General features: G+C 62.3%; 18 protein-coding genes and 1 pseudogene. 14 read left to right on the top strand and 5 right to left on the bottom strand.

Translation table 11 applies throughout. From position 1 onward, the window contains the following. Positions 1-398: 398 nt before the first annotated feature. From Q362_RS21325 to Q362_RS0116250, 14 genes are all read left to right on the top strand, one after another. Positions 399-836: a TadE/TadG family type IV pilus assembly protein gene (locus Q362_RS21325; RefSeq protein WP_035217082.1), complete on the top strand. Its 438-nt coding sequence runs from the start codon at positions 399-401 to the stop codon at positions 834-836. An 85-nt stretch (positions 837-921) separates the two neighbouring features. Beyond that, entirely contained in the window at positions 922-1,962 is a 1,041-nt protein-coding gene (cpaB, locus tag Q362_RS22485; protein ID WP_169737452.1) for a Flp pilus assembly protein CpaB, read from the top strand. 9 nt (positions 1,963-1,971) lie between these two features. Further along, positions 1,972-3,549 (top strand): type II and III secretion system protein family protein, encoded by a 1,578-nt coding sequence (locus Q362_RS0116305; protein ID WP_028319520.1) that lies wholly within the window; start codon positions 1,972-1,974, stop codon positions 3,547-3,549. Then, on the top strand, positions 3,539-4,753 hold the full coding sequence (locus Q362_RS0116300; RefSeq protein WP_157470239.1) for a CpaE/TadZ family protein: 1,215 nt from the start codon (positions 3,539-3,541) through the stop codon (positions 4,751-4,753). Before Q362_RS0116305 ends, Q362_RS0116300 begins: the two co-directional genes overlap by 11 nt. A gap of 73 nt (positions 4,754-4,826) precedes the next feature. Next, positions 4,827-6,182: a TadA family conjugal transfer-associated ATPase gene (locus Q362_RS0116295; protein ID WP_028319518.1), complete on the top strand. Its 1,356-nt coding sequence runs from the start codon at positions 4,827-4,829 to the stop codon at positions 6,180-6,182. Further along, the gene (locus Q362_RS21315; protein WP_051554431.1) at positions 6,182-7,150 is read left to right on the top strand and encodes a type II secretion system F family protein; all 969 of its coding nucleotides are present in this window, start codon (positions 6,182-6,184) and stop codon (positions 7,148-7,150) included. Before Q362_RS0116295 ends, Q362_RS21315 begins: the two co-directional genes overlap by 1 nt. Beyond that, positions 7,147-8,070 carry a type II secretion system F family protein gene (locus Q362_RS21310; protein WP_051554430.1) on the top strand — a complete coding sequence of 308 codons (924 nt, stop codon included), beginning with the start codon at positions 7,147-7,149 and terminating at the stop codon, positions 8,068-8,070. Before Q362_RS21315 ends, Q362_RS21310 begins: the two co-directional genes overlap by 4 nt. Then, positions 8,070-8,900: a tetratricopeptide repeat protein gene (locus Q362_RS0116280; protein WP_028319517.1), complete on the top strand. Its 831-nt coding sequence runs from the start codon at positions 8,070-8,072 to the stop codon at positions 8,898-8,900. Before Q362_RS21310 ends, Q362_RS0116280 begins: the two co-directional genes overlap by 1 nt. Before the next feature lie 26 nt (positions 8,901-8,926). Continuing rightward, positions 8,927-9,226 carry a hypothetical protein gene (locus Q362_RS0116275; protein WP_028319516.1) on the top strand — a complete coding sequence of 100 codons (300 nt, stop codon included), beginning with the start codon at positions 8,927-8,929 and terminating at the stop codon, positions 9,224-9,226. Positions 9,227-9,232: 6 nt separating this feature from the next. Next, positions 9,233-10,663 (top strand): pilus assembly protein TadG-related protein, encoded by a 1,431-nt coding sequence (locus Q362_RS0116270; RefSeq protein WP_028319515.1) that lies wholly within the window; start codon positions 9,233-9,235, stop codon positions 10,661-10,663. A gap of 42 nt (positions 10,664-10,705) precedes the next feature. Continuing rightward, complete coding sequence (locus tag Q362_RS21305) at positions 10,706-11,860, top strand: ABC transporter substrate-binding protein (protein ID WP_051554429.1); 1,155 nt, start codon at positions 10,706-10,708, stop codon at positions 11,858-11,860. 6 nt (positions 11,861-11,866) lie between these two features. After that, a complete protein-coding gene (locus Q362_RS21300) occupies positions 11,867-12,958 on the top strand; it encodes a FecCD family ABC transporter permease (RefSeq protein WP_157470236.1) in 1,092 nt (363 codons plus the stop codon). Positions 12,959-13,143: 185 nt separating this feature from the next. Then, positions 13,144-15,345: a nitrogenase component 1 gene (locus Q362_RS0116255; RefSeq protein ID WP_028319514.1), complete on the top strand. Its 2,202-nt coding sequence runs from the start codon at positions 13,144-13,146 to the stop codon at positions 15,343-15,345. Then, positions 15,335-16,630, top strand: coding sequence for a nitrogenase component 1 (locus Q362_RS0116250; protein WP_028319513.1), 1,296 nt, complete (start codon positions 15,335-15,337; stop codon positions 16,628-16,630). Before Q362_RS0116255 ends, Q362_RS0116250 begins: the two co-directional genes overlap by 11 nt. A 33-nt stretch (positions 16,631-16,663) precedes the next feature. On the opposite strand, the gene Q362_RS0116245 is transcribed toward Q362_RS0116250, so the two are convergent. The 5 genes and pseudogenes from Q362_RS0116245 to Q362_RS24135 all read right to left on the bottom strand — a co-directional run. Then, a complete protein-coding gene (locus Q362_RS0116245) occupies positions 16,664-17,728 on the bottom strand; it encodes a DUF1573 domain-containing protein (protein ID WP_084312894.1) in 1,065 nt (354 codons plus the stop codon). Then, positions 17,706-18,395: a hypothetical protein gene (locus Q362_RS0116240; protein WP_028319511.1), complete on the bottom strand. Its 690-nt coding sequence runs from the start codon at positions 18,393-18,395 to the stop codon at positions 17,706-17,708. Before Q362_RS0116240 ends, Q362_RS0116245 begins: the two co-directional genes overlap by 23 nt. 135 nt (positions 18,396-18,530) lie before the next feature. Beyond that, the gene (locus Q362_RS21295; RefSeq protein WP_051554428.1) at positions 18,531-20,258 is read right to left on the bottom strand and encodes a dockerin type I domain-containing protein; all 1,728 of its coding nucleotides are present in this window, start codon (positions 20,256-20,258) and stop codon (positions 18,531-18,533) included. A gap of 97 nt (positions 20,259-20,355) precedes the next feature. Continuing rightward, positions 20,356-21,057 (bottom strand): VPLPA-CTERM sorting domain-containing protein, encoded by a 702-nt coding sequence (locus tag Q362_RS0116230; RefSeq protein WP_028319510.1) that lies wholly within the window; start codon positions 21,055-21,057, stop codon positions 20,356-20,358. 29 nt (positions 21,058-21,086) lie between these two features. Next, positions 21,087-22,181, bottom strand: a pseudogene (locus Q362_RS24135) (hypothetical protein); the annotation flags it as partial.

Below are 22,181 nucleotides of genomic sequence, written 5' to 3'. Positions count from 1 at the left end.
TGAAAATGTTAAGGATTTAATATTTTCTATAATTTCAAAAAGAGAAAGATTTGGCAGGTCGACGACATCAAAAATGGCATCAAATTTTTGATGGAAATTTTCTATATACTCTTTCTTCGATGACATTTTGAGTTCTGATCCGATATCAACAGCAGCGTTCATGGCACCATCTCCTTTATTGAAGTGATGATACCAAAAGACTGCAATAATTTATAGCATTTTCTGCTCCAACACGCTGTTTTTATATCATTTCATACCGATCTGAATTGGGCGCTTTTAACGCATAACTATCGGATACTCCCTCCGGAATCTCTCCATGGCTCCTCTTCTTCCGATTTACCGTATGCCCTGGCCATGGGCGGCGGCTACCTTCTCTTTCTTGCCCGCGGGAATCTTGTATGAAAAAATTCCGGCATATACTCCGCGACCAGCAAGGCGTTGCCGCCATGGAATTTGCCCTAGTCGTTCCGGCCCTGCTGCTCATTGTTTTCGCCACCATCGAATACGGATGGTACCTGACGCAGTGGATGGTGCTCAACAACGCCGCGTCGGCCGGAGCTCGGGCCGGAGTCAAGGCACGGGAATGGGAAAGTTCCTACAATAACGAAGAAGATCCTGTGGCCTTTGCCCGCTCGGCCCTGAAAAGTTCCCTGTGGACGATGAAAGAATTTCCGTCCGATCACGTCGATATCGAAATTCTTGCGGCGGACGAAACAACACCGCGCCGCCTCAAGGTGCAGGTTTCTGACGTCCCCTATCAACCGATAACCGGTTATCTGGGGGCGAGCCTCCTGCCGGAGACCTTGGCTGCCAAAGCGGTCCTGGCCTTCCCCTAGTTTTCCACGACCAATCAACATACGGCCCCCCAAAACTCAACCCAGAGACATCGTGAGAAAACTGCGTGCGCTCATCGCCATGTTTGTGGCCCTGCTGCTGGCAGGCTTGGCATCCTATACCGTGTATATGCGGTTGCAGAAGCCAAAACCCTCCAAAGAACCCCACCCACCCGTAGCCAAAGTCGAGGAGCAGAAGAAGCAGGAAAAGCCGCCGGATCGATTCAGCCAGCGCATCGAACCCGGCTTCAGGGCAGTGCCCCTGCAGATCGAGTCTGCCGCCGGCAGCCTGGAAAAAATAGCCCCCGGCGACCGGGTGGATGTCCTGGCGGTCACATCGTCCCCCGAAACCAAGGAGGGGCATCTTTCCCGTCTGTTATTTGAAGGAGTAGAAGTAATGGATGTGCACATCGGCGCGGAGACAGGGGGACGTGCCGGTCGAAAGCAAACCGTCACGCTCAAGATGACGCCGCAGCAGGCCACCAGCCTGTCCGCAGCCGATCCGGCGGCTTCCCTGCGGCTGATGCTGCGGAACCACCAGGACCAGCTCCCCGTCAACCAACAGCCATCCGCCTTTTCATCCGAAGACGGCATCCACGCCTATCTCCCGCAATCGCTGGAGTTGGAAACCCTGATCGCTCCGGGAATGCGGGCCATCACCCTGGAAGTGACGGCCACCGATGGAGTGGGAGGCTTTTTTCGTCCCGGCGATCGGGTCGATGTGGTGGTGACCTGCCCTTGGGGGAATCTCAACCTGCAATCCGAAAACGAACCCGGCGGGACTGCCACCATCAAGGAAACCCACAGAAGTTCAAAAATTTATTTTGAGAACCTCAAAATCGTCAGTACCGACCGAAGCCTGCACTGGAACAGCGAACAGAATCAGTCCGTCGGGCGGGTGACCCTCGAGGTCACGCCAAAGCAGGCGGAAGAACTCACCGTCCTGGCCGATTCCAAGCAGGACAAAAATATGCTCCGACTGATCAGTCGCAACAAAAACGATGACCAATTGGCCGGAACTCAAGGGGTTGAGCTGCTCGACCTCCTGGGTGGGCGGGTTCCACATTCCAAGGTTCGCATTTATCGGGGGCCCTTGGTCAAAGACCAAGTGTTCTATCGGAGTCTGTAAAAGAATCCCATGCAGCGTCACCTGAGAGTCTCAATCCTGTTGGTTCTGGTGGGATTGCTTTGCCTTCCCTTCCCCTGCAGCCTGTACGGCCGCCAGTCCAAACCGGCCGCGGCGCCGTCTCAACCCAATCAGATTATACTGGAACCCAACAAGGGGACGGTCATCACCACCAAACGCCCCATCTCCGCCATTTCCATAGCCAATCCGGAATTGGCAGACGCCCATATCCCCGAAAACCAGCAGGAACGCCAAGTTCTTCTGTTCGGCAAGGGGAAATCCGGCGAAACCAACCTCATTGTCTGGTACAAAAAAGTGGCGGGTGAAGAGGTGGATCCCTATGACACTTTTGAAATCCGCGTTTCCCTGACTGAAAAGTCCGTCGAGCAGTTGTCTCAGGCCCTGGAGGAACTCGCCCCGGATTCCCCCATAACCGTACATCCTGACGGCGGCAAGGGGGTTATCCTCACGGGAGAAGTCGACGGTCCGGAGCAATTGGATTTCATCCTGAACGTGGTCCGCAGTCATGTAAACGAAAATTTCACCAATCTCATCAACGTCCACGGTTCGCAGCAGGTCCAGTTGTCGGTGCGCATCGCCGAGGTGTCCCGAAGCAATCTCAAGCAGATGGGGCTGGGATTCCTGACCGACCGCGACTGGAGTATCGGCGTGCTGCCTCCAGGTTCAGTGACGTACGGTTACATGGCTTCGTCTCGCTCAAGAACAACCGGCACCAGCCTTGGGACCGAGACGACAACAATCACCGACTCGAATACCGGGCTCAGCACCACCACGACATCCAACGTCCCTCTTTTATCCGATGCGGATATGCTCGCCAAAGGACTTACAACCGAAACCGCGCTGTACTCCCCGTTTTCCTCGGCGTTTCAGTTGGCTGTCTACTCTTTGAACGATAACTTCCTCGGCATCCTCAGCGTCTTGAAAGGCCAGAATCTGGCCAAGATCCTGGCCAGCCCCACCCTGGTCACCATGAGCGGCCAGGAAGCCAATTTTCTGGTCGGTGGCGAGTTTCCCATTCCCATGAGCGGCGACCGCGGCCAAACCACCATCAACTATAAAAATTACGGCATCATGCTCCGCTTCACCCCCACGGTCGTTGCCCCGGAGACCATCACCGTCCAGGTGAACCCGGAAATCAGCAGTATCGACTATTCCACGGCCGTTTTATCCGGCGGGGTCAGCGTTCCCGGTCTCAAAACACGGCGGGCTTCGACCACCCTGCAACTCAAGGACGGACAAACCTTCGTCATGGCAGGGTTGCTGAACGAGGAGATGGCAACCGCCGTCAGCAAGGTGCCTCTCCTCGGTGACATTCCTTATCTGGGTACCCTGTTCACCAGCAAGGAATTTCAGAAAAAGGAATCCGAGCTGATGATCATCGTCACCCCCCATCTGGTTCGGGCTCTCAATCCCGGCGAGGTCCCCAAATTGCCTGGCGAGGGCACCATGGATGTGGTCAGTGACGGTGATTTTTTCCTGAACAACCAGACCGAGGCCGCACCGGAGACGAACCCGACTACCCACAAACAAGCGGATGAGCTGATAGGCGGCAGCGGCTTTGCACACTGATATCCTTCCAACCATACCCGATACCGGTTCCGGTCTTGCCCGGGGATTGCTGTTCTCACGTAACGCCACCCTCGCCGCGACTCTGACCGAGGAACTGCGCCTGGTCCTTCGCATCGTCCTGGTCACGGATTCCTACCAGGAACTGCTCCGGGCCGCGCACGAAACCGATATCCTGGCCCTGTTCATCCACATGACTCCGGAGAACGCCCGCCAGGACATGGACTGCATCGTCCAACTGCGCCGGACCCACCCCGGCATCCATATCCACATGATTCTCGATCGCAAAGATCCGGATTTGCTTCTCGAGGGACTGCGTCTGGGGGTGCGGGACTGTATCGTTCCCGCGGCCGGTGAAGCGACGCCGTTTCTGCAAGCCGTACAGCGGTCCCTGAACCGGGAGGAGGAAACGGGGTGCGACGGATTCGTCTACGGCTGCTACAGTCTCAAGGGCGGCCAGGGGGTCACCACCCTCAGCGTCAATCTCGCCGACCGGATCCACCAGGTGACCGGCGGTCGCGTCCTGCTGGCGGACCTCAACCTGTTCATGGGCGACGTCCGGACCATGCTGCCGCCGGCCACGGAGTTCTCCCCCTTCGACCTGATCCGGGATATCGCCCGCATGGACGAAAACCTGTTGTTCTCATCCCTGGTTCACCATCCCTGCGGCGTGCACGTCCTGCCGTCCGCCGCCGAGGTCAGCGACGCCGAACAGGTCCACCGGGACCAGATCGCGTCCATGATCCGGTTGCTCAAACGGTATTTCACCCATATCGTCATCGATCTGCCGCACGATCTTTCCGAACGGACCCTGACGGCGATGGAAAGCGCGGACCGGATCCTGGTGCTGGTGGAACCAGGGCTGCTGTCCGTGAAAAGCACGCAGAAGGTATTGAATTTTTTTCGTGAACTCAACTACAGCGAGGAGAAGATCGCCTTAGTGCTCAACCGGTGCCACAGCAAAGGCGCCCTGCATCCCGAAGATGTGGAGATGGTCCTCAAGCAGCCGCTGTTCGCTACCGTGGCCAACGACTGGAGCGCCCTGGAACAGGCATACGGCAAGGGTGAGCCGGTGGCGGCGATGCATCCGCGCCGGCGGATTACCCGCGACCTGCACAGCTTGGCCGAACGGTTGACCGCCATGACCGAGAACCGGCCCCAACGCGGATTCCGCACTTGGCTGCACGGCCTGTTCTCCAGAAGCTGACCCCATGCACCGGCGTATGCGCAGACCGACGATGCATGCATCCCGATGATGACGGCAGGGACAACCGCAGATCATGAAACTGAGCGAGCGACTGAAAGCCGACACATCCTGGGCAGAGTATCGGGACCAGATCCAGGCCCGGTCCCACCTGGACCGGCACACCTACAACGCCCTGAAGGCGCAGGTCCATTTCCGCCTGGTCGAGGAACTGGATATCGCCTCGATCACGGAATTGCCGAGGGAAGCCCTCACCGCTTCCATCCGCAATCATCTCGAGCAGATCACCCGGGCGCGCAACCTGCCCCTGAACCGGCAGGAACGGCTCGACCTGGTGGCCGACCTGATGGACGAGATCCTCGGGCTCGGCCCCATCGAACCGCTGATCCAGGACGAAACGGTGCAGGACATCTTGGTGAACGGTTTCAACCAGGTGTTTGTGGAACGCCAGGGGATGCTCGAACACACGGACATCCAGTTCCGCGACAACGATCACCTCATGCAGATCGTCGACCGGATCGTGGCCGGGGTCGGCCGCAGGGTCGACGAATCCTCTCCCATGGTCGATGCCCGCCTACCCGACGGCAGCCGGGTCAACGTCATCATTCCGCCCCTGGCCCTGGACGGCCCGGTGGTCTCCATCCGTAAATTCGGCCGGACTCCCGTTTCCCTGGAAAACCTCCTGGCCACCAAGGCCTGCACCCCGGAAATGGATCGCTTCCTCCGGGCGGCGGTCCGTTCCAAACTCAACGTGCTCATTTCCGGCGGCACCGGCGCCGGCAAAACGACGCTGCTCAATATCCTCTCCGGATATATTCCCCCGGCGGAACGGATCGTCACCATCGAGGACAGCGCCGAACTCCGCCTCAATCAGCCCCATGTGGTCAAACTGGAATCGCGGCCGCCGAATATCGAGGGCAAGGGCGAGGTGACCCTCACCGACCTGGTCAAAAACAGCCTGCGCATGCGGCCGGACCGGATTATCGTGGGCGAGGCCCGCGGCGGCGAAGTCATGGACATGCTCCAGGCCATGAACACCGGCCATCCCGGTTCCATGAGCACCATTCATGCCAATACCCCCAAAGACGCCCTGTCGCGCATGGAGGTGATGGCCGGCATGGGCACGGCCCTGTTTTCCGAACGGGCGCTGCGCGGTCTGATCGCGAGCGCCATTCACCTCATTGTCCAACTGGCCCGCCTGCCCGACGGGGTCCGGCGGGTGGTCTCCATCTCGGAAATCCACGGCATCAGAGACGGCACCATCATGGTGGAGCCGCTGGTGGTTTTCCGTCAGGAAAATGTCGATGAACAGGGGCGGATTGTCGGTTCGTTCCAGGGAACGCCCGCCGTTCCCTTCTTCCATGAGCATCTGCGGGCCAATGGCTTCGACTTGCCGGTCGATCTCTTCGCCAGGGTCGTGAGGGTGCCCTGATGCCGTCCCTTCTGATCCTGACCCTCTTCTTTCTGTTTCTGGCCGTGCAGGTCGCGCTCTATGCGATTGTGGCCTCGGTCCGCCAGGCGGCCAGACGACGGCGCCTCACCGCCCGGTTCCAGCCGGCGGAGGAAAACGACGCCACGCGGGCAAAGGCCGATGGTCCCCTATTGCCGCAGGAAGGAAACCCGCCCCCCGCCCATTCCCTGACACGCCTGCTGCCGCTGACCCGCCTGGACAACCTCCTGATCGCCGCCGATGTCTCCATGGGGCTGGACCGCTTTTTGCTCGTGGTCCTTGCAGCAGGCGCCTGCGGTTTCGCGCCCGGCTACGTCCTCTCCCGCAACCTGCCGATCGGGCTCACCGTTGCCGCCATCGCCGCGTTCCTTCCCTTCTTGGTGCTGCTGCACCGGAGAAGGAAAAAAAACGAAACCATGATCCGGCAACTGCCCGAAGCCCTGGACATGATCGTCCGCGCGCTCCGGGTCGGTCAATCGGTGGACAACGCCCTTCTGGAAGTTTCCCGCAGTTGCCCGCCGCCACTGGGACCGGAAGTCCGCATCGTGTATGAGGAAGTCACCCTCGGCCTGCCCTTTATCGGTGCGCTACGAAATTTCGAGGCGCGCTCCGCCGGGTTGCCGGATATCAAGCTCATGGTCACCGCCTTCGTCATCCAGCACGAAACCGGCGGCAATCTGAGCAGGATCCTGGACAATCTGGCCGACCTCATCCGCAAGCGCGACACCCTCAGACGACAGGTGCGAGCCCTGACCGCCGAAGGACGTTCTTCGGCCCTGGTGCTCGGTTTCCTGCCCCTGGTGGTCGGCCTCTTTTTCTGGCTCGTCCGGCCGGTCTATATCCAGGTGCTGTTCGTCCATCCGGTCGGACAAAAAATGCTGCTGCTGGCCATCCTGCTCGAATTCTTCGGCTTCCTGGTCATGCGGCTCCTCATCCGGATCACCCCATGACCCCCGCCCTGCTCACGGCCTCCGTGGTTTTTCTGCTGGTTTTCGGCGGACTCTTTTACGGGTACCTGTATCTGGAGGAGAAATACTGGCGTTCAGTCCTGGCGCGCCGTTTTTACGGCGAAACCAGGGAGGCCGAGGACATGATCAGCCGGCTGCGGGCGCCGTGGCTGCGCGCCGCCCAGGTCCTGGGACGCACCGCCATGCCGGCCGAATCCGCCAGCGTCATCCTGCTGAGAGACCGGCTCAGCTATGCCGGTTTCCGCGATCCCGAGGCAGTGGCCGTCCTGTACGGCATCCGGCTGGGACTCATGCTGCTGTTCGGCACCCTCTATCTCGTGGCGGCGCTGCTCGCGGGGCACCTGCGCTACCAGGACGCGGCCATGGTCTTTCTCCCCTTGGCGGCTGGCTACTTTTTCCCGACGATTCTGCTTAACATGCGCATCAGATCGCGGCAGGCCCAGATCTTCAGGGAGTTGCCGGATGCCCTGGATCTGGTACTCATCTGCCTGGAGGCGGGCCTGAGCTTCGATGCGGCGCTGTTCCGGGTCAGCCGGGAGCTAGCCAATGTCTCGCCTGTGCTCGCCGGTGAATTCAGCCAGTATTTCCTGGAAATCCAGAGCGGGCTGCCCCGGAAAACCGTGTTGACCCATCTGGCAGAACGCAACGGTGTCGAAAGCCTCACCACCGTGGTGGGCGTGCTCTTGCAATCGATCCGTTTCGGCACCAATATCGCCGACTCCCTGCGGGTGCATATCCAATCCATGCGCACCCAGCGGCGGCAACTCGCCGAGGAAGCGGGCGCCAAGATGTCGACCCGGCTCACCTTTCCCATGGTATTGCTGATTTTACCGGCCCTGTTCATCGTCATTCTCGGGCCGGCGATCCTCAATGTGTATGAAAAGATCAAAGGAGGACTGTGATGCGTTGGACCGGTCAACCGGCAGGCGCCGGGATAGTCGCGCTGCTTCTGCTCATCCTGACGGGATGCGCCGCCACCGGCCGCAATAGCTCCGGCGACCTCCCGCCGCAGCCGCCGGCCCTCGAGGAGACAACCAAGGAAGACCTGAAGCCACCCGATCCCAACCATTTGGCTCTGGCCCGGGACCTGGTCCGGCAGCGGCATTTTGAAGTGGCCCTGGTGCAACTGCAGGCCGTCGCCGAACTTTCCGCCGACAAACCGGAAGCACACTACCTGATGGGCGTCTGCTACCGGGAAACCAATCGGCCGGCCGAGGCCGAACAGTCGTTCCTCCGGGTTCTGAAGCTCGACGGCGACCATGCGTCGGCCTACAACGGTCTGGGGTTGGTCTACCAGCAGCAGGACCGGCGGCAGGAGGCCATCGACGCCTTTCGCAAGGCCATTACCCTGGACCCGGCGCGGGCGGATTTCCTTAACAACCTGGGGTATGCCCTGCTGAAAAATCGGCAATACGACGAGGCCTGGGACGCCCTCTCCAAAAGCCTGTTCCGGGATCCGGCCTATCAGACCGCACGCAACAATCTGGCGCTGTGCGCCCTCTACCGCAACAAGGACGAAGAAGCGCTGCGGCTGCTGCTCGACGGTCACAGCGAATGGGCGGCCTACCACAACATGGCCGTGCTCTACCGCATGGCCGGACGGCCGGACAAAGCGGTGGTCATGGAGCGCAAAGCCGCTGCCCTGCGCTCTGCGCCACCGGCACAGGGCCGCCGGACATCCATTCCCGGCTCGGGGCAGACACCGCCAACGGCGGACTCCGCCACACCATAACCCTTTTTCGCTGCGAGGTACTCCCCATGCACGCACTCTTCCCCATCGCCCGCCTGCCCCTTGTCCTGCTGTTCGGCATGGCCTGCATCGGCATGTTCCCCGGATGCAGCAGCCGCCCCCATCTGACCCCGGATTTCGGCGAATCCTATTTCAACGGCATCAATGCCCAACGCATCAATCCGGCGGCGCCGGCCAATCCGGCACCGGCCGACACCCTGCCCGGCGATCTGACCATGCAGATCTATCAGAAACGCTATATCAAATCCATGACCGAGAAAAAGGAGGAAAAAGAAGACGTGGCCAGCGAACTGGGGGGGAACAATTAGGCAGCCATGCAGGCGCAGTCTCTCCTGTCTTCCGGTACGGCCCGGCGCGGCATCGATCTGGCCGGAAACGAACACGGCGCGGTGGCGGTAAGCGTGGCCCTGCTGCTCTCCGTCCTGCTGGCGGTCATGGCCTTTGCCATAGATACCGCCTACCTCTACCTGAAAAAGGACCAATACCAGAACGGGGTGGAAGCAGCGGCCCTGGCGGCGGTCCGCCGGCTCTGCGACGGCGATTGGGAGGCAGTGGCTCGCCGGGTGGCCGAAGCCAACGGCATCCCCGACGACAGCGAAACCCTGACCGTGGAGACCGGGTTTTACGACGAACTGGACGAGTTTTCCGACAACCTGGGCGAATACAGGGATTTCAGCCAGGAACCGCCCAGCGGCCGCTTTGTCAACGCGGTCCATGTCCGCCTCCGCCAGACCCTACCCAGCCTGACCGGCATGAACGACAAAGCCATCGTGGCGGCCGAAGCCGTGGCCTATCTCAGGCGGCTGGATATTGTCAGTCTTGACCCGAATGGTTCAATCCGGTTGGGGCATAGGTCAGTGTGGGAGGATACGGTGTTTTGGGCGAATGGGAATATTGAATATCCGCAGTCGAAAACCATGAACGGGAACCCTTATCAGTCTCCGGATTTCACCGAGAGTTTGTTGTTGACGGCCAGAGAAGTAGTGGAGTGTCCGGTGGAAGTAGAGATCGGCCCATTATATTTGTATCAGATGAAAATATCATGGGGGACAGGATCGTCACAAACCGGCGAACATGTTCACACAGGCATGGAACCACTCACCGAAATTCGGCCGGTAGACGAGGCGACCCTCGATTATTGGCGACAACGGGCCGATATCGTATACACTCCGGACCAAGCGGGACAGGATGATGTTTATTACCTGCAATCAAAAAAGGGGGAATTATATTATGTCGATGCGGCAAGCAATGACAGCAACCCGCGGGTTATTTTTTTCGATGCAGGGGAAAATGCCCAAGGCACGGTCTTGCTCGGTCCTCGTGGACCGGATTCTTCAGATTCCCATACACCTAACGGCGACACCATGGCCGGACTCGTTTTTGTCGCGACTTGTCCCATTCGGATACAAAATAACATGCCAGTAACGTACAATTTTATCCTCCATGTAGGAGGGGAAAACGCGAACCAAACCGTGATTATTTCCCCCGATAACATCGAAATGTATACCACGAACATCTCTTTTGACGGAGTGGTGTTCCAGACCGGGAAGGATTTCATCCAAATGGGAACCGGCAGTATCTTACAAGAAAACCATATTCGAATCATTGCCAGAGGCAGTATAGACGGTATACCCGGTGGAAATTATATAAATGAACCTGGCTTGAAGTTGAGAAACAACAGCCAGTTTGGCCCACCCTGCCCGCCCGGCATGGCCCGGCTGGGCCTCTTGCAGCCAAGCGAATAGTATTTGTGCGGATGCTTCGCCCAACAACCACACCCTGATATCATGCACCCGACCCGTTCTTCCCTCCTTGCGCTTCTCCATCGTTGCTGCCTGCTGGTCCTGGCGGCGCTGGTCGTCTTGGCCGATTCCGGGGCCTGGGCCTCCGCCATCCGGTATGCCCGGACCTTCCACATCGAGCCCCTGGCCGACGGCTGCCGGCTCGTCACCGTCACGCCGCCCGGCGCCACCGGTGCCACCGGCCTGCAGTATCTCCTGGTGCCCCGCGACGCCCAAAGACCGGCCGGATACCCCACAGCCCTGACGATCCGGGTGCCGGTGCAACGGATCGTGGCCCTGTCCACCACCCACCTGGCCTATATCGCCGCAGCCGGACAGGTGGATCGCCTGGTAGGGGTCAGCGATTTCCGTTATATCAGCACGCCGGAAATCCGCCGCCGCATCGACGACCACAGCCTGGTCCAGGTGGGAGATGTCACCCGCCTGCGGATGGAGCCCCTGCTCGAACTGGCGCCCGACCTCATCCTCACCTCCGGTGGCGGCTCCTCCTTCGACGTGCATCCCAAACTGCGGGAAACGGGGCTGCCGGCGGTGATGATACTGGAGCATCTGGAAACCGACCCGCTCGGGCGCTGCGAGTGGATGAAATTCCTGGCCCTGTTCCTGGGCACCGAGCGGCATGCCGAGCAGTTGTTCGACCAGATCGCCCAGCGCTACACCGAACTGGCCACCCGAACCGCCCAGGCGCGACACCGGCCGACTGTGCTGGTCAACACGCCCTTCCAGGGGCAATGGTGGATCCCCGGAGGCCGGACCTATCTTGCCAGGATGATCGAAGACGCCGGCGGCGCCTATCTCTGGGCCGGCCTGCAACGCGCCGACACCGTGCCGCTGGACATCGAGTCGGTCTACGACAAGGGCCTCGATGCCGAGGTCTGGCTGCATGCCGGCCAGTGGAACCATCTCGGGGACATCCGGGCCGCCGACCCGCGTTTCGCCGCCTTCCGTTCGGTCCGAACCGGCAAGGTCTTCAACAACAACAAGCGGCAAAACCAGTGGGGCGGCAACGATTACTGGGAATCGGGCATGCTGCGGCCGGACGTCGTCCTGGCGGACATGATTGCCATTCTCCAGCCACAGCTCCTGCCCGACCACAGGCTCGTCTACCACCAGCAACTGGACAAGGCGCAGGCCAGATAATCCGGAATGGAGCCCCCTGTCCACGGAACCCTGCCCTGTCCTCCGATGGCCCGCCCCGGATCGGCGCTCCTTGCCCTGATCATCCTTCTGCTGGGCGTCTTTTTCCTCCTCGATCTGGTAACGGGTTCAGTGATGATCGCGCCCGGCCAAGTGCTGACCATCCTCCTGGGCGGGGCGGCGGAACGTTCGTCCTGGGATACGATCGTGCTGCTTTTCCGGCTGCCCAAGGCGATCACCGCGGTGTGCGCCGGCGCAGGCCTGGCCCTGAGCGGCCTGATGATGCAGACCCTCTTCCGCAATCCCCTGGCCGACCCCTCGGTATTGGGCATCAGCGCCGGCGCCGGCCTCGGGGTGGCCCTGATTGTGCTCACCGCCGCGGGCGGCGGCGCGGGCGCACATTTTATCGCGGGGCTCGGTCTGTACGGCAAGATCGGCATGGTCATGGCCGCGGGAACGGGCGCAGGCCTGGTGCTCGCCCTCATTCTCGTGGCCGCCCGGTGGCTGACCGGCATCACGATGCTGTTGCTGGTCGGCGTCTTCTGCAGTTTCGCGGTCAACGCCGCGGTGAGCATCCTGATCCATTTCAGCATCGCCGAACTCGTCCAGGCCTATATCACCTGGACCTTCGGCAGCTTTGCCGCCACGACCTGGAATGACCTCGCCCTGTTCGTCCCCATCACGGCCGTGGGGCTTGCCGGCAGTCTTCTGCTGCGCAAGCCGCTCAACGGCCTGCTCATGGGGGAACGGTACGCCCAGAGCATGGGCGTGCGGATCGGGCCGGTCCGCCTGCTGGTGATCGGCCTGACCGCGCTGCTCACCGGCACGGTCACCGCCTTCTGCGGCCCGGTGGCCTTTATCGGTCTGGCCGTGCCCCACCTGGCCCGGATGATCATGGCCACCGCCGACCATCGGTTGCTGCTGCCCGCAGTCATCCTTCTGGGCGCGCTGGTCGCCCTGATCGCCGATCTGCTGGTCCAGTTTCCCGGCACCGAGACGGTGCTGCCGTTGAACGCGGTCACCGCCCTGATCGGTTCACCTGTCGTTGTCTGGCTGCTCATCCGGCGGCGAGGCCTCCGCCAGGGCTTTGCCGGGGAATAGAGAAGGCCGCTCTTTCCCTGACGGGATCGTTTCTACGCTCCAGCGTGGAAACGATCGTCCTCAATGCCTGTGATCCCGTGCGCGTCGCCTCGGTAACTCTCCGAACATGGGAGGCTCTCCACGCAGCTAGCAATGGGTTATTCGCAACCTGCCGAGCCCGGTCAAGCGGAGAAGGGAAGGAACAGATGAAGATCGCCATATACGGGAAAGGCGGAATCGGCAAATCCACGGTGACCGCCAATCTGGCCGCGGCCCTGGCGGCGGAAGGACGGCGCGTGCTCCAGATCGGCTGCGATCCCAAGCACGATTCGACGCGGCTTTTGTTGGGCGGCCGGGTGACCACCACCATCCTCGACTTCATGCGCGAGGTCCCGCCCATGGAGCAGCGGCTCGACCGGATCCTGCACCAGGGATACGGCGGTGTGGTCTGCGCCGAGGCCGGCGGGCCGGAACCGGGCATCGGCTGCGCCGGACGCGGCATCCTCAGCGCATTTGCCCTGTTCGACCGCCTGGGGCTGCGGAGCGACGACTTTGACGTGGTGCTCTACGACGTGCTGGGCGACGTGGTCTGCGGCGGTTTTGCCGTGCCCCTGCGGCAAGGATTCGCCGATGTGGTGTACATCGTCACTTCCGAGGAGTTCATGGCGGTGTACGCGGCCAACAATATCCTGCGGGGGGTCGGTAACTTCGAGCAAAACGGCCCCAGACTGGCCGGCCTGATCCTCAACAGCCGCGGCGACGGCGAGAACCCCGAACCCGTCCGCCGCTTCGCGCAGGCGGTCGGCCTGCCCATTGTCTGCCACCTACCGCGCAGCGACCGTTTCCGCAGGGCCGAGACCCGGCATCAGACCCTGGTGCAGGCCTTTCCCACGGCGCCCGAAACCGGCCTGTTCCGGGAACTGGCCCGCAGAGCCCTGGACCCCGGTCCCCTCCATCCGGCCCGCCCCCTGCCGGAGGCCGGCTTGGAAGCGGCCATCTTCGGTACCGGTTCCTCCGGCTTCGTGCAGCCCGGCCGCACCGGGGAGCCCCGGCCGTCCCGACCGGCAGCCGACGACATCCCCACGACGGCAGGATTGCCCACCCTGCCCCCACCCCCGGCGCTGCGACTGTCAAAGAGCATGCTCTGCCGCGAACCTTTGCACGGATGCGCCTTTGCCGGCGCCATCGGCATCACGGTGCAGATCCGGGACGGGATCACCGTGGCCCACGGCCCGCGCAGTTGCGCCCACATCGCCTCCCGGGCGATCCTGGCCAGCGGTATCCACTCCCGGATACGCCGCAACCGGCTCCTGCCGCGGCAACTGGCACCTGCCCTGATCAGTTCGGACATGAACGAGGGCGTGGTCATCCACGGCGGCACCGACAAGCTGACCCACACCCTGCACCAGGCCCTGGCCCTGCGGCCGCGGGCGGTGTTCGTGGTCACCACCTGTCCTTCGGGCGTGATCGGCGACGATCCGGCGGCCGCCATCCGGGCCGTGACCACGGGGCGCACCCCGCCTCGCCTGCTGCCGATCGCCACCGACGGCAACCTTGCGGGCGATTACATGCAGGGCGTGATCAACGCCTGCATCGAGGGAGCCGCCGCCCTGATCGACCGGTCGGTCCGGCCCGAAGGCAACCGGGTCAACATCCTGGCCGAAAAAAACATCGCCAACAATGCGGAAACGAATTTTGAAATCGTCAGCGACCTGCTGAAGCACCTGGGCATTGCGGTCAACTGCCGGTTCGTGCGCAACGCCTCGGTGGCCGAGCTGCGCCGGTTTCGCCGGGCCCCGCTCAATCTCCTGGCCCACGAGGATCATTTCGGTCGGGTGCTGCGCGATTATTTCCGGGAACACCATCAGGCGGTCTTTGCCGCCCATCCCTTTCCCGTGGGTATGACCGAAACCGAGCGCTGGCTCATGGACATCGCCCGCTTTTTCGGCAAAACCGAATCCGCCGCGGCCCTGCTGGCCACCCATCGGCAACGCTACCGCGCCCTGGCGCAGGGGCTGCGGCCCCGGCTCGCCGGCACGAAACTGATGATCGTCAGCTATGGCCACGATATCGACTGGCTGCTGGAAGCGGCCTTTGACACAGGTATGGACGTGGTGCGGGTCGGCATCCTCAACTCCAGCCAGGACGACCTGTTCCGCACCCGTTTCACCGGTCGTTTCTCCTGGGCAACCGGCTACACCAGGGAACAGCGGGATGCCGACCTGCTGCGTCTGCGGCCCGATCTCCTGCTGTGCAACTATATTCCCACCGAACTGCCGGTGGCGGTGCGGGCGGACAGCATCCCCCTGTGTCCGGATGTCGGCTGTTACAGCGGCCTGGCCCTGGCCCGCCGGTGGGTCGATCTGCTCAAAACCCCGCTCCGGGAGGGATGGCGCGATGACGCATAGACTATTGATGGGGGATATCGCCCCGGACAGCTTCACCGGCGCCATCATCGCCGTGGAAGGCATCCTCGACGCGGCCGTCCTCCTCAACGGCCCCACAGGCTGCAAATTCTATCACGGCGCGATCGCCGAAACCCAGTTGCCGCGCACCGGCATCATGGATCCCCTGCAGTACGCCGAGGAGTTCTATTTCGGCCAGCCCAGGGTGCCCGCCACCTACCTGGACGGCGACGACTACATCTTCGGCGCCAGCGAAAAACTCGCCGGGATCCTGCCCAGGGTGGCGGGAAAGGGCCACCGCCTGATTGCGGTGCTCAACTCGCCCGGTGCGGCTCTGATCGGCGACGACCTGGAACGGTTCATCGCCGGCGCCAGCCTCTCTGCCCCCTGCTTGGCCATCGAGCACACCGGCTTTTCCGGGACCTTTTCCCAGGGCTTCCAGGAAACGGTCATCCGGGTGCTCGACAGGGTGGCCGCACCGATGGCGCGCCGGCGCCGGACCGTGAACCTCATCGGCACGTCCGTCATGCACCGTCACTGGCAGGGTAGCCTCGACACCCTGACCGAGCTGCTGTCCCTCTGTGGCATCGGAGTGAACTCGGTCCTCTGCGCCGGGTGCCGGGTTGCCGACCTGGAAAACGTCGGCGCGGCCGAGGCCAACCTGATGCTGCATCCGGAATGGGCCGATCAGTTGAGCCTCTACCTCGGGCAACGGTTCTCCCAGCCGGAGGTTTCCCCTCTTTCCGGAGCGCCGATCGGTTTTCAGGCGACGGAACAGTGGCTTCGGGAAGTCTGCACGGCGCTGGCCACGGACCCCACCCCGGCCCTGGGCCGTCTACGCGCAAGCCGGCAACAGGCCCACCAGGCGCTCAGCCGTTTCAACACCCTCACCGGACTGCCCAGGGGCGCCACCTTCGCGCTCAAGGCGGACGGCTCGCTGGCCCTGCCCCTGACCAGGTGGCTGCACGAATATCTGGGCATGGGCCCGGTGGCGGTGCAGATCGGGGAAGGGCTGCCGGAACAGCGCCGGCAGCTCGAGCGGTTTCTCGGGGAAATCGACTGCGCGGCGGCCTGGTCAGCCCGGCCCGGCCCGCTGACGCCGGACCTGGTGTTCGGCGGCGAAGGCTATATCGGCGAATACCGTGCCCTGGGCCGGCCCGTGGCCGGTATCGATATCGCCCTGCCTGCACGAGGCACGGTGGAGATCCTGCCCCGGAGCCTTCTGGGGCACTCGGGCGCGCTCTGGCTTCTGGAGCGGATTCTGAACAGGCTGCTGACCGGCGACTGAAGCGCGGCCGGCCCGCCCGGAGACGGAAGGACGTCAGTTGCCGGCCCCGGACACCCCGATCCTCGCGGTTTTCTCGCCGGCGGCGTCGAGCCGGACCGGTAGCGACAGGGTCTGCGGCTCATTCTGCCGCACGGTAACGGTCAAGGACGATGGTGGCGCCGCCTTGGATGCGGCATCCCAGTACACGGTAATCCGATAAGCCTGCTGCGGCAGGAGCGTTTCCGTTTCGTACTGCATCTCCGGCTGTTCCGGCCGGATCGCCAGGAGGGTGAGTGGGCGGCCGTCGGTGGCCCGGAGGAGGAACGAACCGGAGTAGCGGGACGGACAGGCCGGGCACCGGTCGCGCCGCAGGACCAGTGCGGCCGGCAGGATTTCCACCGGCGACAGCAGGTCCACCAGGACCGGCACCACGATCCGTTCCCGGCCCGGGATCGTGGTGTGCAGCATCAGTCGCTCCCGGATGGCCGCGGCCTCCCCGCCGGGGCAGAGGAGCGACAGCCGCAGATGTTTCCCGGGGACGATCGTGGTCAATTCCACGGTCAGGCCCGTGTCCGGCGGCAAGGGATCGATGGTTATTCTCAGCGACTCGTCCCCCCGATTGACGATGTCGATATCCCCTGCCAGCGGCCGACCCACCGGCCCCCTGAGAAAGAACCGGTCCGGGGTCAGGGTCACCAGGGGAGTGATCCGGGCCTTGAGAGTCACCGACACAACCGGCCTCGCCGGGTCGTCGGAAGCAACGGTCGCCTTGAAGGCCCGCTCCCCGGGCATGCCCTTGGTGTCGACCGTGAGGCGCAGCTCGGCCCGGCCGCCGGGCGGCACCTGGTCGGGGCCTTCCGCCCGGATGCAGGTGCAGCCGGTTTTGATCTCCCGAATATGGAGAACGGCCGCGCCGGTGTTGACCAGCGTAAAAGTACCGGTGAGCGTCTGCCCCTCGAGCGCGTGAGCGCCTTCCCGGACCGGGACCGGAATCTCGATCCGAGGCACCGGGGTCTGCGCCTTGTCCGGAACGGCCGCGCCGCCGATGCCGGGCATACAGCAGAGCAGCACCCAGCAACAGACCAACCGGACGCTGCTATTTAAATTGCTGCCGGGCATACACTCGTCCTCCGACCCATAGGGTGACGGTCACGGGTTTGTCAAAGCCGGTCTCCGCCCGGTACAGATCCGCATTCTGCGCCATGATGTCGCGGAATTCTTTGGCGTTATCCACCGGAATCCGCAACCAGATTTCCCCATCCGGCGGCTGAATGTTGCCGAAGGGGCCGGATTCCGGCGCAGCCTGCGGTCCCGGATTCGAGGCGTCGGCCGGGGTCGGGGCTTCTCCCGCCTGCCCCGCCTCCGCCCGGCGTTTTCGCTCCTCCGCCTCCTGTTCCAGCGCCCAGACCGGGTTGTGGGTCTGCAGGGAAAGGGTGGGCAGGGTCGTTCGGGCCTTCTGCTCATACATCCGGTTGCGGACGAGGGCGGTCTCCGCCTCGGCCAACCGTTTGGGATCGATGGCAACAGCATCCTGCGGTTCTGCTTTTTGGACGGGGGGCGCAGACGATGCCACCTGTTGTTGCTGCGGTTTCGGCTGGGCCGGAACAACTGCGAGCACGGGCTTTGCCGGGGTCGGGATGGCAGGCGCCGGGGCCGGCGCAACAGCGGCGGCCTGCTCCGGCGCAGGCGGCTGCTGCCAGCGAATGACGGCCAGCGCGCCCACCCCGCAGAGCAATACCCCGATAACAATGTTCAATGCCCATTTCAGTCGTATCAACGTCATCATGCGCGTGCCTCCTTGCGTGCAGGCGTCTCGATTGGTATTCCGGCAGACGGGTTGCCGCACTCCGATCGTTCGCGTTGTCCCCTCTCTGGCTGCGTGGTATCCCGGAGGGAGACAACGGGAGCCAAGCGGGGCGGTTTAATAATAGGGAGCTGTTTCTCCAAGACGCGATTGCAGGAACGCCAAGTCTTCGGCGTCGGCCCGACCGTTTCCATTGAAATCGATCGCCCCGTTCCAACTCTCTGATGCCGGATCGATGGTGGCCAGCAACCGCCACCGCCAGTAATCGCCGGCGTCCACCCGGCCGTTGTTGTCCAGGTCGCAGTCGCAGCGGTTGCCGTAGCCGTCGCCGTCGCTGTCCTGTTGCGTCCGGTTGGCGGTCTCCCGGCAGTTGTCGGTCGTATCCGGGATCAGGTCCCGGTCCCGATCCGATTGCACGACCCAGGCCAGGGCATAATCGTGGAGAAAGGCTTCGCTCGCCGCGGCAGGGCGCACCTTGATGGTATAGACGTGACCCGGGGTCAGGCTCACCCAGAGATGTTCGCTGTTGTCGGCGCTGCCTGCGGACCTGCTCACCACGCTGGCCGAGGTGACGTCGTACAGTTCCAGATCCAAGTCATGAAGGACGGTTGTGCCGGAAAATACCATGGAAGTACCGCCGTCAACGGCCGCATGCCAGACCAGGGCCGCGGTGAGCAGGGTATGGTCGGCGTCGACAGTCAGGGGATAGGTGGCCTCGGCGTTGCTGCCGTCCAGGCCACCGAAAGCCGGATCGTAATCGAAGCCCAGGCTGGCGGTCACCCCGGGGCCACCGTCCTCGACACTGTTCTGTTCACCGGCCGCGAGGATATGATAACTCTGTCGGATATTGAGCTGGCCGGCGCCGTAGCGCCTGTCCAGGCCGTTTTCCGCCTGATTGGCCGTATCCAGGCGATAATCGACGATATCGGCCCCGGTGCTGTTGCGGGTGAAGCGGTCGGCCCCGGCCATGAGCACCGCCCGCACCACCTCGGGCCGCTCGGCATTGGCAACCGCAATCCCCGCCCGGTTGGTCATGCCGGTTTCCTGCGGATCGGTGGACAATTCGGGATGGGAATGCGCCACCTGCAGGAGCAGGGCCACAGCGCCGCCGACAATGGGCACGGCCGCGCTGGTGGAGGTAATGGGCGCCACCAGATCGGGCCGGATCCGCCCCCCGCTGTAGACCGCATCCACAGCGGCCGTGCTGCGCGAATGACTGCCATCGGTCCGGCCGACGGTTATCACGTTGAAGGCCGAGGCCAGCAGGGGCATGGCTGAGGCGGCGCTGTTGGTCAGTCCCACGATCTGCACGCAGGCATCCCGGTCCGCCAGCCAGTCGAGGCGACGCAGAAAATTGCCGGTCTGCCCGGCGGTTTGCAGGGCCGATCCGACCCAGCTATGGTTGGTCAACCGACAGGTGGAACTCGCAGGTTGCCCGGTAGTGCCATGGCGCAAGCCGCCACTTTGCGCCCAATGACTCATGGAATAGGCGGCGATGTCGGTGATGCCGGGCGCTACGGACGTGGAGCGGCCGTAGAGCAGGCGCCCCACGGCAGTGGCATGCGAGGAAAACACCCCGGGCGGCGCACCGCTCGGATCGTTGATCGTCTTGCCGCTGAAAGCAGTCTCGCCGGAATCGGGCATCCAGGTGGCAACACCATCCGTCACGACGGATGCCTCCACCTGGCAGACCGCAATCCCGTTCCCATCCGGAATTTGGTCACCCAATTCCTCGAGAAGCACGGTATAGCCCACATCGGCCTGCCAGTCCGCCAGGGCGGCTATCGGTGCAGCCAGCAGGGTCAGAGACAGAACCGCAGACAAACAAGCGAGGGGAAAAGGCATGGTACGTATCGTTGCTCGAGTGCAAACGAAAGGGGAGAGCAACGCTGACGCCCTCCCCTTCCATTGTCGTGGTTGTCAGAAACCGGTCATGCCGGAATCAGGCCACCTTGCGTCTCCGCAGGCCGACCAAGCCCACCAGGCCCGTGCCCAGCAGCCAGGCAGCGGCGGGGACGGGGACAGGTGAAGGGGCATATTCGGACGGACCGAAATAAGAACTGGTCCCCTCTTTCCAGAGGGAGGTATCCGCTTCCGGAACAACCGTGTTGTTCACCATGAAAAGTTCAGCCACCGGTGTATAAACGAATGAAATGATATCCTCGTAGGCTCCTGATACATTGGCCGTGAAATAGAGCACTGCCATCAGGGTTTCACCAGTTGCGACAGGATAGAATTCATCCGGGTTACTCAAATTCTCGGCACCGTTGATATTCCACAATTGATTGTTCGGCACTGTCCTTCCGGTGAAAGTGGAACCAGGAGGAGAATCCGGCAGTTCTTCGCCGTTCCAAAGCGTATAGTCGTCCCAGGTGTAGGAAGTACCGTTATCTCTGGTGTAATCGTAATATTGGATACCGAGAAAGCTGACCAGACCGGTATCCCATTCAACGGCAGCGCTGAAGGTTTCCAAATTATCCGTTGCGTCACCTCTGAAGTAAATGTTCATCGTATACATCTGTCCCGATGTCAATGTACCATCCGCATTGGTCAGTTCCAGATAATATGCTCCGGCAACCCCCGGCCTGAACAGTAAAAGAGCCCCCAGTACCAGCAACAACATGCTTTTGTTTATTGTCTTCATGATTTTCCCTCAACTTATTGAATGATTTCTTAATAATAAGGAGCTGTACTTCCCCATCTTCCACGGAAATTGGCATAATCGGCAGCGTCCACCTGACCATTACCATCCAAATCCGTATCCAGTCCGGAACCGACCTGTCCCCAATCGCTTCGGAAAGCCGTATAATCGAGACTGTCCACCTGTCCGTCGTTATCGAAATCCGCGTCCGCCGCATTGCCGTAGCCGTCACCATCGGTATCTTCCTGGCCGGCATTGGCGGTCAAGTAGGCGTTGTCTGCCCCGTCAACAATGCCGTCACCGTCGGTATCAGGGGCGCTGCCCGGATAATAGACAGTCAATCGGGGGGTGACACCGGGATTCCAGTAATCAGCGGCAGATCCTACATCGCCGGCACAGGAGCCGTTGGTTTCGTAATAGGTGGGGTTCCACATCACCGCCAGGCCACGGCCCCAATCGCCAGCCAGGATGCCGGTGGCAGAGTCGTCCTGGCAGGGGTCGGGCGCGAAATACTTGTATTCGCTGGTGTCGCCCCTGTTACCGTCGGTCACCGGCGTGGTGCGGGCACCAGTGGCGATGGCATTGACGATGCCGGCTTTGATCAGAGCGGCATAGCCTCGCTCGGGAGGCCCGCCGACTCCGAAGGCATCGGCGCCGCCGATATGGAAGTTACCCTCGGCATCCTCGCCCAGGTAGGCCGCACTCAGGATGTTGGCAGCCACTATCCGGGTGTTGCCCTCATAGGCGAGCGAAGAGCCGTTGACCGGGTCCCAGCCGCCAGCGGGCCAGACCTTGACCTCGCCCGTCCGGTTGGGGGAGGTCAGGTAGCCGATGCCGGTCAGCAGGTTGCCGCTCTTGTCCACGTCCACGTCCGAGGAGGCACCGGGAATGCCTATAATCAAAGGGACCCCCACGTGGGTGGCCGGATTGGCCACCTCGGTGTCCACCGCGCCCACCCCGCTGGCAAAGCTGCAGTAGGGATTGCTGTCATAGGGAGGTTCGCAATCGCTGGGCCATTGACCGCCGTTGACCACGAAATACCGGTTGGCATCGATACCGTCCCCCTCCTCCACCCAGTCGCCGTCATAGTAATTGATCAGGGGAAACTGCTTGACCGCGGCGTGCGT

Source organism: Desulfobulbus elongatus DSM 2908, assembly GCF_000621145.1.
Classification (GTDB): domain Bacteria; phylum Desulfobacterota; class Desulfobulbia; order Desulfobulbales; family Desulfobulbaceae; genus Desulfobulbus; species Desulfobulbus elongatus.
This window is presented reverse-complemented; position numbering and strand designations above follow the sequence as displayed.

Bases quoted from the DNA above. Each gene is read 5' to 3' on its own strand.
- Q362_RS21325 (WP_035217082.1), top strand. From the start codon at position 399: ATGAAAAAATTCCGGCATATACTCCGCGACCAGCAAGGCGTTGCCGCC.
- Q362_RS0116305 (WP_028319520.1), top strand. From the start codon at position 1,972: ATGCAGCGTCACCTGAGAGTCTCAATCCTGTTGGTTCTGGTGGGATTG.
- Q362_RS0116295 (WP_028319518.1), top strand. From the start codon at position 4,827: ATGAAACTGAGCGAGCGACTGAAAGCCGACACATCCTGGGCAGAGTAT.
- Q362_RS21315 (WP_051554431.1), top strand. From the start codon at position 6,182: ATGCCGTCCCTTCTGATCCTGACCCTCTTCTTTCTGTTTCTGGCCGTG.
- Q362_RS21310 (WP_051554430.1), top strand. From the start codon at position 7,147: ATGACCCCCGCCCTGCTCACGGCCTCCGTGGTTTTTCTGCTGGTTTTC.
- Q362_RS0116280 (WP_028319517.1), top strand. From the start codon at position 8,070: ATGCGTTGGACCGGTCAACCGGCAGGCGCCGGGATAGTCGCGCTGCTT.
- Q362_RS0116275 (WP_028319516.1), top strand. From the start codon at position 8,927: ATGCACGCACTCTTCCCCATCGCCCGCCTGCCCCTTGTCCTGCTGTTC.
- Q362_RS0116270 (WP_028319515.1), top strand. From the start codon at position 9,233: ATGCAGGCGCAGTCTCTCCTGTCTTCCGGTACGGCCCGGCGCGGCATC.
- Q362_RS21305 (WP_051554429.1), top strand. From the start codon at position 10,706: ATGCACCCGACCCGTTCTTCCCTCCTTGCGCTTCTCCATCGTTGCTGC.
- Q362_RS21300 (WP_157470236.1), top strand. From the start codon at position 11,867: ATGGAGCCCCCTGTCCACGGAACCCTGCCCTGTCCTCCGATGGCCCGC.
- Q362_RS0116255 (WP_028319514.1), top strand. From the start codon at position 13,144: ATGAAGATCGCCATATACGGGAAAGGCGGAATCGGCAAATCCACGGTG.
- Q362_RS0116250 (WP_028319513.1), top strand. From the start codon at position 15,335: ATGACGCATAGACTATTGATGGGGGATATCGCCCCGGACAGCTTCACC.
- Q362_RS0116245 (WP_084312894.1), bottom strand. From the start codon at position 17,728: ATGCCCGGCAGCAATTTAAATAGCAGCGTCCGGTTGGTCTGTTGCTGG.
- Q362_RS0116240 (WP_028319511.1), bottom strand. From the start codon at position 18,395: ATGATGACGTTGATACGACTGAAATGGGCATTGAACATTGTTATCGGG.
- Q362_RS21295 (WP_051554428.1), bottom strand. From the start codon at position 20,258: ATGCCTTTTCCCCTCGCTTGTTTGTCTGCGGTTCTGTCTCTGACCCTG.
- Q362_RS0116230 (WP_028319510.1), bottom strand. From the start codon at position 21,057: ATGAAGACAATAAACAAAAGCATGTTGTTGCTGGTACTGGGGGCTCTT.